9 protein-coding genes and 1 pseudogene are annotated in these 11,076 nt (G+C 64.4%); 4 read left to right on the top strand and 6 right to left on the bottom strand.

Annotation, left to right across the window (positions count from 1 at the left end; all coding sequences use genetic code 11):
* A pseudogene (locus tag VGG47_RS10505) lies at window positions 1–813 on the bottom strand (hypothetical protein); the annotation flags it as partial.
* 128 nt (window positions 814–941) lie between these two features.
* Window positions 942–1,820: a uracil-DNA glycosylase gene (locus VGG47_RS10500; RefSeq protein ID WP_331538224.1), complete on the bottom strand. Its 879-nt coding sequence runs from the start codon at window positions 1,818–1,820 to the stop codon at window positions 942–944.
* Between the two features lie 96 nt (window positions 1,821–1,916).
* Between VGG47_RS10500 and VGG47_RS10495 the strand changes: the two genes are divergently transcribed.
* Window positions 1,917–3,521 carry an electron transfer flavoprotein-ubiquinone oxidoreductase gene (locus tag VGG47_RS10495; protein ID WP_408841883.1) on the top strand — a complete coding sequence of 535 codons (1,605 nt, stop codon included), beginning with the start codon at window positions 1,917–1,919 and terminating at the stop codon, window positions 3,519–3,521.
* Window positions 3,522–3,664: 143 nt separating this feature from the next.
* Here the strand turns inward: VGG47_RS10495 and VGG47_RS10490 are convergent, their stop codons facing one another.
* A complete protein-coding gene (locus VGG47_RS10490; protein WP_331538220.1) occupies window positions 3,665–4,489 on the bottom strand; it encodes a tetratricopeptide repeat protein in 825 nt (274 codons plus the stop codon).
* A 124-nt stretch (window positions 4,490–4,613) separates the two neighbouring features.
* Here VGG47_RS10490 and dapB point away from each other — a divergent pair, with 124 nt between their 5' ends.
* The 3 genes from dapB (at window position 4,614) to trmB (ending at window position 7,354) form a co-directional block, all read left to right on the top strand.
* Window positions 4,614–5,375, top strand: coding sequence for a 4-hydroxy-tetrahydrodipicolinate reductase (dapB, locus tag VGG47_RS10485; protein ID WP_331538218.1), 762 nt, complete (start codon window positions 4,614–4,616; stop codon window positions 5,373–5,375).
* Window positions 5,376–5,436: 61 nt separating this feature from the next.
* Entirely contained in the window at window positions 5,437–6,624 is a 1,188-nt protein-coding gene (metK, locus tag VGG47_RS10480) for a methionine adenosyltransferase (RefSeq protein ID WP_331538216.1), read from the top strand.
* 61 nt (window positions 6,625–6,685) lie between these two features.
* The gene (gene trmB / locus VGG47_RS10475) at window positions 6,686–7,354 is read left to right on the top strand and encodes a tRNA (guanine(46)-N(7))-methyltransferase TrmB (protein WP_331538214.1); all 669 of its coding nucleotides are present in this window, start codon (window positions 6,686–6,688) and stop codon (window positions 7,352–7,354) included.
* Between the two features lie 90 nt (window positions 7,355–7,444).
* Here the strand turns inward: trmB and VGG47_RS10470 are convergent, their stop codons facing one another.
* From VGG47_RS10470 to dut, 3 genes are all read right to left on the bottom strand, one after another.
* Window positions 7,445–8,764: a nitrate/sulfonate/bicarbonate ABC transporter ATP-binding protein gene (locus tag VGG47_RS10470; protein WP_331538212.1), complete on the bottom strand. Its 1,320-nt coding sequence runs from the start codon at window positions 8,762–8,764 to the stop codon at window positions 7,445–7,447.
* A 6-nt stretch (window positions 8,765–8,770) separates the two neighbouring features.
* A complete protein-coding gene (locus VGG47_RS10465) occupies window positions 8,771–10,498 on the bottom strand; it encodes an ABC transporter permease (protein WP_331538210.1) in 1,728 nt (575 codons plus the stop codon).
* Window positions 10,499–10,734: 236 nt separating this feature from the next.
* Window positions 10,735–11,076, bottom strand: a 342-nt coding sequence (gene dut, locus VGG47_RS10460; RefSeq protein WP_331538208.1) for a dUTP diphosphatase, incomplete at its 5' end; no start/stop codon positions are given.

The raw sequence follows: 11,076 nt of genomic DNA, 5'->3' as shown, positions 1-11,076 counted from the left end.
TCCGGCCAGCAGGCCATAGAACGTGCCGCCGCTGCTTGCCGCCTGCTGCAGCCAGCTGAGATAAGCGTCCGGCCGATGCTGCCGCAACGCCACACGGGCTGCCCAGAATGCGCTGGCGGCGCGATCATCGTCAGAAATGCTGGCCATCGCGGCGGTGCCGGCAAAAATGGTGGCGGCTTTACCCAGTTCACCGGCTTTCCACTCGGCCAGGCCGTAAGCAAAGCGGTGCCGCCAAAAAACGTCGTCCGTCCCCAGGGCGGGGGGGGCGGCGGCGCCGGCGGTCATTGTCTGTTCCGGCAGTAACGCTATGCGGGGCGGCGGAGGCAGGTCTCGCATAGGCAGTTTATGGCGCATCAGCGCATAAATCGCCGGTGCTTCCGGCTGGTCGCGGTAGCTTGCGTACCAATGCTGCAGTTCCGCGGGGGAGCTGATATAATTGTCGCTCAGATAACGCGCCGCCAGCACCGTGGCGACCAGGGTCGGATCGCTCAGACGGCTGATCAGTCTGTCGGCTTGCGCATAGCTTCTGGCATTTTGCAGTGTAAAAATTCGTTTATACATTGCGACGGCGCTGGGCGGCAGCGGTTCGGGCAGCACGACTTCCACGTCGGGCGACGGTGCATTGCGGGGAACCGCATAGGCAAAACTGTCCCCACTCGTTGCGCCAAGCTGCGCTGAGGGGGGAGGGGTGAGTCCCGAGCCTTGTCCCGTGTCGGGGGACTTCGCCATGGCGCTCGTGCTGTCGACGAGACCGAAGGCGAAAACGGACACCGTAGCCAAAGCCAACACGGTGACGTTCAGGCGGGAGAGCATAGAATGAGCTCCTCGCATGCAGACGTCCGTACACAGCCCAACTGCCCGATGCAAGGTTTATCGGCGAGACAAATCTATTTAATAAGACGAATCTGAGGGATTTCCTGCGCGCCAAGTCGAAAATTTGATCACATAGTCGTGATATTTGCTTTATGGTCAGCGCTTTCCACCCATTCCCGCAGCGCCAGAAGGTCCCGCCAGGCCTGCGCCTTGGCGGTTGGCATGCGCAGTAGATAGGCCGGGTGGAAGCTGGGGAGTGCCGGCACGGCCGAGTCCAGGCCTTCGATGTTTATCTGCCGCCAGGTGCCGCGCAGCCGGCTGATGCCCAGATCCCGCTCCGGCGGGGCCAGCAGCGCTTTCGCCGCCACCGCGCCCAGCAGCAGCAGCCCGCGCGGGCGGATGAGCGCGATCTGGCGGTGCAGGAAGGGCAGGCAGAGGGCAATTTCCGCCTCGGTCGGCGTGCGATTGCCCGGTGGCCGCCAGGGCACGACATTGGCGATGCGGGCCTGACGGCGGTCCAGGCCGATGCTGCCCAGCATGCGGTCCAGCAACTGCCCGGCCGGGCCGACAAAGGGCTTACCCGCGCGATCTTCCTCAGCCCCGGGCGCCTCGCCGATGATCATCAGCCCGGCATCGGCGGCGCCGTCGGCGAACACCAGCTGCGTGGCCGTGTCGCGCAGCGCGCAGCCGGTAAAGGAAGCCATCGCCGCCTGCAGCGTCTCCAGGCTTTGGCATCGCGCGGCGATTTGTGCGGCTTCCGCGGGGCCGGCGGGCATGGAAGGGGCCCGCGCGCGGGGGCGTTGCGGCGGCGCCGCACCAGCGTGTTGCGGCGGCGCCGCACCAGCGTGTTCTGGCGGTGCCGTACTGGCGCGTTGTGCCGGCGTCACGGGCGCGGCGGGCGCCGCCGCGTGACGGCGGTCCTGCGGCGCGTCCAGCAGCGCCTCCTCGGCGCCCCATTCCCATTGCAGGCGCAGCGCTTCGACCAGGACCATATCCGCGTGACTCATTCCGCCGTACCTTTACGCACAACACGCGTATTACCTATACGACGCAAAACAGCCAGGAGGCATCATTTGTCAGAACAGCTCGAGCCACGGGAGGCGATGGAATTCGACGTGCTGGTGATCGGCGCCGGCCCCGGCGGCCTGGCGGCGGCGATCCGGCTGAAACAGATCGACCCTGACCTGTCCGTCTGCGTGGTGGAAAAGGGCGGCGAGGTCGGCGCGCATATCCTCTCCGGCGCGGTCCTGGAACCGCGCGCGCTCAAGGAACTGTTCCGGGAGTGCGACCCGGCGATGATCCCGCTCAGCACGCCGGTGGCGGAAGACCGCTTTCTGTTCCTGACCGCGAAAAAATCCTATCAATTGCCGACGCCGCCGCAGATGCATAACGCAGGCAACTACATCGTCTCGCTAGGCAATGTGGTGCGCTGGCTGGGCCAGCAGGCGGAAGAGGCGGGCGTGGAAATCTATCCCGGCTTCGCCGCTGCCGAACTGCTGATGGAAGAGGGCCGCATCGTCGGCGTCGCCACCGGGGACATGGGCATCGGCAAGGACGGCCAGCCGACCGCGAGCTACCAGCGCGGCATGGAATTGCGCGCGACCTATACGATTTTCGCCGAAGGCTGCCGCGGCTCGCTGTCGAAACAGCTGATGCAGCGCTTCGGCCTGAACGCTAAAAACGACCCGCAGACCTACGGCATCGGCATCAAGGAATTGTGGGAGGTGCGGCCCGAAAAGTTCCGCAAGGGGCTGGCCATGCACAGCATCGGCTGGCCGCTCAAGTCTGACACCTATGGCGGCTCCTTTCTCTATCATTTCGGCGAGAATCTCGTCGCCTATGGCTTCGTCGTAGGGCTGGACTACAAGAATCCCTATCTGTCGCCGTTCCAGGAGATGCAACGTTTCAAGACGCATCCCGCCATTGTCTCGGTCTTTGAGGGGGCCAAGAGAATTTCCTACGGTGCCCGCGCGCTGAATGAAGGCGGGCTGCAATCGCTGCCGAAACTTACCTTTCCCGGTGGCGTGCTGGTCGGCTGCGCCGCCGGCACGCTGAACGTGCCGAAGATCAAGGGGACGCATACGGCGATGAAATCCGGCATGGTCGCGGCGGAAGCGCTCGCCGCAGCGCTTAAAGGCGGCAAGCCCGCCGAGGTCACCGCCTATGCCGACATGCTGCGTGCCAGTTGGGTCTGGCCGGAGCTGCACGAGGTGCGCAACATCCGCCCCGGCTTCGCCAAGTTCGGCCTCTATGGCGGCCTGGCGAACGCGGCGCTCGATACGTACGTGTTCCGCGGCAAGGCGCCCTGGACGCTGCGCAACCACAGCGACCACGAGACCCTGCTCAAGGCCGGCGCCGCAACGCCGATCGACTATCCGAAACCGGATAATAAGCTGACCTTCGACCGCCTCTCCTCGGTGTTTCTCTCCAACACCAATCACGAGGAGAACCAGCCGGCGCATCTGGTGCTGCGCGATCCGGCCAAGGCGATCAGCGTCAACTGGAATGAATATCGCAGCCCGGAAACCCGCTATTGCCCCGCCGGGGTTTACGAAATCACCGGCGTCGAACAGGGAAATCCGCAATTGCAGATCAACGCGCAGAATTGCGTGCACTGCAAGACCTGCGACATCAAGGACCCGACGCAGAATATCGACTGGGTTGTGCCGGAAGGGGCTGGCGGGCCGAATTATCCCGGGGGGATGTGAGGGAAAAGTAAGGCTACTTTTTGTGAACAAAAAGTAGCAAAAAAACTTTGTTATGCTGGGCCATGGGCTGCGTCGCCGACAACGCCCATGACCCAGCATAACAAAAGTTTTTGCGCCGCTTTTTTTAAAAAGCGGCCGCTTGCTTAATGGCGCTTGTTGGCGATGACGTTGGTAAAGGCGGCAAGCAGCGCCGTCGCTTGATCGGGCGGCAGGTCGATGCTGAGCACCTGTCTGGCCTCGTCCTGGCGGCCCGCGGCGACCAGCGCCGCGGCGTAATCCTCGCGGATTTTCGGCGTCGCCTCCGGGCCGGTGGCGAGCGGGCCGAGATATTGCAGCGCATCCCCGCCGTCCCCCGAGAGCGCCAGCGACAGGCCGAGATTCACCTCGGTGGAGATCACGCCCGGGGCGAGCAGCAGCGCCTGCTTATACGGGGCGATGGCTCCGGCGTAATTGCCCTGCAGGTCGCGGGCGACGCCCAAATCGTTCTGCGCCGCGGCGTTGCGCGGGTCGTCCTGCACCGCCTTTGTGAAGGTCAACTCAGCTTCGGCGGCGTTGCGCTGCAGCAGGCAGCGGCCGATCCCGGTTTCGGCCTCCGAGGAAGATGGGTCGATTTTCAGCGCCTGCTGATAGGCGGCGATCGCATCCTCGCAGCGGTTCATCGCGTAATAGGCCGCGCCCTCGTGATACAGCGCCTGCACATCACGTGGATTGTTTGTCAGTACCGACTGGGTGACCTGCAGCGCCATTTGCGGATCGTTGCCGGCGATCGCCGCGTCGGCCACGTTCAGCACGCCGACATTGCCGTCGTTGGTCGGGACCTGCGCCATTTGCGGCGTCTGCGCCGAGAGGCAGCCGGTGAGGGTGAGCGCCAAGCCCAGCCCGGCGAAAATTTTCAGGGTTTTGCCCCGTTGGATGGTCCGGCTTTCCTTGATCCCCCGCACCACGAAAACCTCCCTGACAGGAGTCATTAACTCTCCTTAATCTTCATCCCAGAGAGTCGCGCCGTTTGTCAAACTAAGAGAGGGGCGGGAAGGTCCGACACATGATCCGTAAAGATTGGGGATTTTACGAAAATCCGTTATGCGGTGGACCATGACATTACGCATTGGCATTGCCGGCATTTCAGGCCGGATGGGACGGCTTCTGGCCGAGGAAGTGGCGGCGCTCGCGGCGCTTGCCGGTGGCACAAGTCGGTCGGGCGCCGGGCCCGCGGGCGTCGTTTTGAGCCCCGACCTAGCGGCGCTGGCGGAGATTTCCGACCTCATCATCGACTTTACCCATGCCAGCACCGTGGAGGCGCATGCCGCAGTGTTGGCGGCGGCGGGCAAGCCCTGGGTGCTAGGCACCACCGGCTTTGACGCGGCCGCCACCCAGGCCATCGCGGCGGCGGCGCGACAAATCCCGGTCATCGCCGCGCCGAACTATTGCACCGGCGTCAATGTCGCCTTCGCCATCGCCGAGCGTCTCGGCGCGACCCTGCCGGCGGACGCCTACGACGCGGAAATCCTGGAAATGCACCATCGCCAGAAGGTGGACGCGCCGTCCGGTACCGCGCTGGGCCTGGGCCACGCCGTCGCCGCCGGGCGCGGCGTCAAGCTGAAGGATGTCATGGTCAGCGGCCGGGACGGCCATACCGGCGCCCGCAAGGACGGCGAGATCGGCTTTGCGACTCTGCGCGGCGGGCAGATCGTCGGCAGCCATACGCTCTCTTTTACCGCCGGATCGGAGCAGATTTCGCTCACCCACCATGCGCTGGACCGGCGGGTTTTCGCGACCGGCGCGGTGCGCACAGCGCTCTGGCTGCATGGCCAGCCCCCCGGTCTTTATACCATGCGTGACGTGCTGGGCTTCTGAGGCTTGACCCCAACCGGCAGATACGTCATCGGACAGCGCCGAATCATAAGGGATATTCTGGATGCGCGATAAAGGCGAGTTTCTGTTTACTTCCGAATCTGTTTCGGAAGGTCACCCGGACAAGGTTGCCGACCGGATTTCGGACACCGTGGTCGACGCCTATCTGGCTGCCGACCCCTATTCCCGCGTCGCCTGCGAAACGCTGGTGACCACCAACCGCATCGTGCTGGCGGGTGAAACCCGTGGCCCGGACACCATCACCCCGGAATATCTGGCGCATCTGGCACGCCTGGCGGTGCATGACATCGGTTACGACCAGTCCGGCTTCTCCTGGCGCGATGCCAAGATCGACGTGCATCTGCACGCGCAGTCGAGCGACATCGCGGCCGGCGTGGACGCTGCCGGTAACAAGGACGAGGGCGCCGGCGACCAGGGCATCATGTTCGGTTATGCCTGCACCGAGACCGAAGCGCTGATGCCGGCGCCGATCTATTACTCTCACCTGATCCTGCGCCGCATCTCCGAGCTGCGCCGCGTCGCCAACTCCACCGTCCAGGGCCTGCTGCCGGACGCGAAGAGCCAGGTGACGCTGAAATATGTCGACGGCAAGCCGGTCGGCGCCACCTCGGTGGTCGTCTCGATCCAGCACGAAGAAGGCATGAACGCCGGTCACATCAAGGACATGCTGACCCCGATCGTGACGGCGGCGCTGCCCGCCGGCTGGATGCCGGAAGCGAAGGAATTCTACGTCAACCCGACCGGCAATTTCGTCATCGGCGGTCCGGACGGTGACTGCGGCCTGACCGGGCGCAAGATCATCGTCGACACCTACGGCGGTGCGGCCCCGCATGGCGGCGGCGCGTTCTCCGGCAAGGATCCCACCAAGGTCGACCGTTCGGCAGCTTATGTCTGCCGCTACCTCGCCAAGAACGTGGTGGCCGCGGGCCTGGCCGAGCGCTGCACGCTGCAGCTCTCCTACGCCATCGGCGTGTCGCAGCCGCTCTCGCTCTATGTCGACCTGCACGGCACCGACAAGGACGTGGACCCGGTGAAGCTGGAGAAGACCCTGCGTCAGCTGGTCAACCTGTCGCCGCGCGGCATCCGCGAGCATCTGCAGATGAACCGCCCGATCTACGCCGTCACCTCGGCCTTCGGTCATTTCGGCCGCACGCCGGACGCCGATCTCAACACCTTCACCTGGGAAAAGACCGATCTCGTCCCGGCCCTGAAGTCCGCCTTCGGCCGCTGATTTTCTTTTTGCTCCGGCGCGGTGGCCTAGTGTCACCGCGCCTTTTTTTATTGGCTGATCCATGACACTGAAACCGCCCCCTGACCGGCTTTATGGGCGTGTGCGCGGCCACAAGCTTCGCCCGCGTCAGGAATGGCTGCTGGCGGAATTTTTGCCGACCTTCTCCTGGCCGGCGCAGAAATTTGAGTTCACGCCGCGGGAGCTCTGGCTCGAAGTGGGCTTCGGCGGCGGCGAGCATGCCGAGGCGCTGGCCGTGCAGAATCCGGAAATCGGGCTGATCGCCGCGGAAGTTTTCGAGAACGGCATCTGCTCGCTGCTCTCCCGCCTGGCGCCGGACGAGACCGCAACACCGGTGCCGCCGCGCAACCTGCGCCTGTTCACCGACGACGCCCGCCCGTTGCTGCGTGAGCTGGACGAGGCGGCACTCGGCAAGCTCTTTTTGATGTTCCCTGATCCGTGGCCGAAATCGCGCCACGCCAAGCGCCGCTTCGTGCATCCGGAGCTGCTGGCCGAGGCGGCGCGCGCGCTACGCCCGGGCGGCGAATGGCGCATCGCCTCCGACGATCCGACCTATCAGCAATGGACCGACGAGGTGCTCGCGGGGCAGAAGCTGTTCGCCATCACGTCCCGCACTCTGACCCGCCCCGAAGGCTGGCCGCCAACCCGCTACGAGGCCAAGGCCATCGCCGCCGGACGGCAGCCGATTTATTGGTCGCTAACGAGAAGGTAAGGGAAGGCTACTTTTTGTGAACAAAAAGTAGCAAAAAAACTAGGTTCCCAAAATTTTTGCGCCGCTTTTTTTAAAAAGCGGCTACTTTCCTTAAACTTTTTCCTCGTCCTCTTCCTCAAGCCCGAATTGCTGGGCTTCCTCGTCATACTCGAAAATCTCCGCGTAGCGGCCCCAGGCGATCACCGTGCGCAACGTCTCCTCGGCATATTCGGGGGACATATGGTCCTCCAGCTCGTCGCGGAAGCGCACCGCCGAGGCGCGGTGGTTGGGGCGCTGGTCGATCACCTGGCGGATCGCGGCGATCAGTGGCACATGCGCGCGCAGCTGCTCGGCGAAGATTGTTTTGCGCTCCTCGGTATCGGCCTCGACGAAGCGGCGGCCGGTTTCGGTGAGGATCAGATCGCCTTCCTCCAGCACCGCGAAGCCGAGCAGGCCCAGCGTCTCGCCCAGCGGCAGCAGTTCGTCGGCCTCGTATTGCAGCGCCGCCGCCAGCGCCGGCAGGTCGGCCCTGCCGTCATAAGGCGGGTTGTGCAGTGTCTCCATCAGGCCGGCCATCAGGTTGGTGCCGACGGGATGCAGCGGGGTGGCGAAGCCGGTCGGTGCCGCCGCCGGCGTGGCCGGCACTTCCGGCGTCTTGCGCCGGGTCATGATGCCGTAAATATCGTCCACCATCTGCCGGAACGCGGGGTCGAAGCGGTTGCGCGGATGCGCGAACGGCACTTTCAGCTCATGCGCCACCCGGCCGGGATTGGAGGAGAACACCAGGATGCGGTCGCACATCAGCACCGCCTCCTCGATGTTGTGCGTGACGATCAGGATGGATTTGACCGGCAGCTTGCCTTCCATCCAGAGGTCGATGAGGTCGGTGCGCAGCGTCTCCGCGGTCAGCACGTCCAGCGCCGAGAACGGCTCGTCCATCAGCAGCAGGTCGGGATGCACCACCAGCGCCCGTGCCAGGCCGACGCGCTGGCGCATGCCGCCGGAAAGTTCCTTCGGGTAGGCGCCGTCATAGCCGCCCAGGCCAATCAGATCGATCGCGGCCTCGCTGCGTTCCTCGCGCTCGGCCCGCTTCACGCCCTGGGCTTCCAGGCCCAGCTCGACATTCTCCTGCACCGTCAGCCAGGGGAACAGCGCGAAGCTCTGGAACACCATGGCGACCCCGGGGGCGGGACCGGTGAGCGGTGTGCCGCGCCATGTCACCTCGCCCGCGGTCGGCTTCAGCAGGCCCGAGACGATGCGCAGCAACGTTGATTTGCCCGAGCCCGAGCGGCCGAGCAGCCCGACGATCTCGCCCGCACGCAAAGTGAGCTCCACATCCTCGAGCACGACCAGATCCGCGCTCGCTTCCTTGTGGTAGGATTGGCGGCAGTTGCGGACGGTCAGCAATGGCGTTTCGACGGTGTGATCCATGATGCGTTACCCCAGAGTGGTGCGGCGTGTCGCGTAGGCATAGAGCGGACGCCAGAGCAGCCGGTTGAAGATGACGACGAAGCCGGACATCACCACCACGCCCAGCACGATGCGCGGTGTATTCCCGTCAGCGGTCGCCTCGGCGATGTAGGCGCCGAGCCCCTGCGCCATGAGATTGGTCTTGCCCCAGCTCGCCACCTCGGCGACGATCGAGGCGTTCCACGCGCCGCCCGAGGCGGTGATCGCACCGGTGATGAAATAGGGCAGGATGCCCGGGATCATCACCTTGCGCCACCACAACCAGCCGCGCACGCGGAAATTTGCCACCGCCTCCTTCATGTCGCCCGGAAACGCGGCGGCGCCGGCGATGACGTTGAACAAGATGTACCATTGCGTGCCGATCAGCATCAGCGGCGTCAGCCAGATATTGGCACTCACATGAAAGTACACGATCGCCACCACCACCGGCGGGAACAGCAGGTTGGCGGGGAAAGCGGCGAGGAACTGGGCGATCGGCTGGGCGATGCGCGTCGCTTTCGGACGTAGCCCGATCCACACGCCGATCGGCACCCAGATCAGCGCCGCGATCACCATCAGGACGATGACGCGGATCATCGTATAGGCCCCCATCAGCATCGCCGTGCCGAGATCATGCCAATGCAGGGTCGTGGAGACGAAGCTGACTACCTGCCAGCCGGCATAGAGTGCCAGCACCGCGATCACCGCGTACCAGAGCCTGTCGATGAGTTTTGAGGGCGCGCGATTCTCATCCACCTGCGCCGCGGCGCTGCGCCCGAGCCGCAGCCGGAAGACGCTGCCGAACACGGCGCCGACCGCTTCGCCCAGGTTGCGGAACAGCTGGGTCCGACGCAGCAGTTTCAGCATCCAGGGTTCCGGTGCGCTGACGCTGGCGGTGGTCTCGAAACGGAATTTGCCGGACCATGCCACCAGCGGGCGGAAGATCAACTGGTCATAGAGCAGGATCACCACGAGCATCGCCAGGATGGCATAGAAAATCGCCCGCAGGTTGCGCTGATCCAGCGCGGTCGCGACGTAGGAGCCGATTCCGGGGAGGGCAAATGTGGTGTTGCCGACGGTGACGGCCTCGGAGGCGACGACGAAGAACCAGCCGCCGGACATCGACAGCATCGTGTTCCACACCAGCCCCGGCATCGCGAAGGGCACATCCAGCCGCCAGAATTTCTGCCAGGGCGAGAGCCGGAAGCTGCGCGCCGCTTCCTGCAGGTCGGCGGGCAGGGTGGTCAGCGACTGGTAGAAGCTGAACGCCATGTTCCAGGCCTGGCTGGTGAAAATCACGAAGACCGAGGCGAACTCCGCGCCCATCTCTTGGCCGGGGAACAGGCCGAGGAAAAACACTACGGTGAAGGAGAGGAAGCCAAGGATCGGCACCGATTGCAGGATGTCGAGGATCGGGATCAGCAACAGACCGGCACGCCGGCTTTTCGCCGCCAGTGTCGCATAGGTGAAGGTGAACAGGAGGGAGACAAACAAGGCGGCGAACATGCGCGCTGCGGTGCGTAGGGCGTAGCCGGGCAGGTAGGACGGGTCGAGATGGATCGGCGTGCCCTGGATCGCCGCGATTGGCGTCGAAATCGTGTGTCGGCCGACAGAGATCACCCCCAGCAGAACGCCCATGACCAGCACCATGGCCACGCCGTCCCAGCGGTTGGGTACACGCTGCCCGGCCAGGGCGGGAGGAGTAAAATTCTTCATTGTACCGCCCGGCGTTATGGGGAGAGTTCTGCCCTGCCATAGCCATGCGGCGAGCAAATGTCACTTAATGTAGTAAGATGCTTCACATTGAAAGCAGCCGCTTTTTGAAAAAAGCGGCGCAAAAACTTCTGGCTACGCTGGGCCATGGGCGTTGTCGGCGACAAAGCCCATGGCCCAGCGTAGCAAAGTTTTTTTGCTACTTTTTGTTCACAAAAAGTAGCCTTCCTTATTCTCTTCTAATGCCCGGTGCTGCCGAAGCCGCCGGCGCCGCGCGTGGTGTTGTCCAGGTCTTCGACCTCGATCCAGGCGGCGCGCCACACCGGTGCCAGCACTGCCTGGGCGATGCGCATGCCGCGTGTGACGGTGAAGGCTTCGGCGCCCGTATTCATCATGATCACTTGCACTTCGCCGCGATAATCTTCGTCGATCGTGCCGGGGGCGTTCGGCAGCACGATGCCGTGCTTCAACGCCAGGCCCGAGCGCGGACGAATCTGCAGTTCGAAGCCTTCGGGCAGGGCCATGGCAAAGCCGGTCGGGATCAGCGCCCTGCCGCCGGGCGGGAGCGTGACCGGCGCGTC

The organism is Acidocella sp., from assembly GCF_036489515.1.
Lineage (GTDB): Bacteria > Pseudomonadota > Alphaproteobacteria > Acetobacterales > Acetobacteraceae > Acidocella.
Note: the sequence above shows the minus strand (reverse complement) of the source record. Positions and strands in the feature narration are given on the sequence as shown.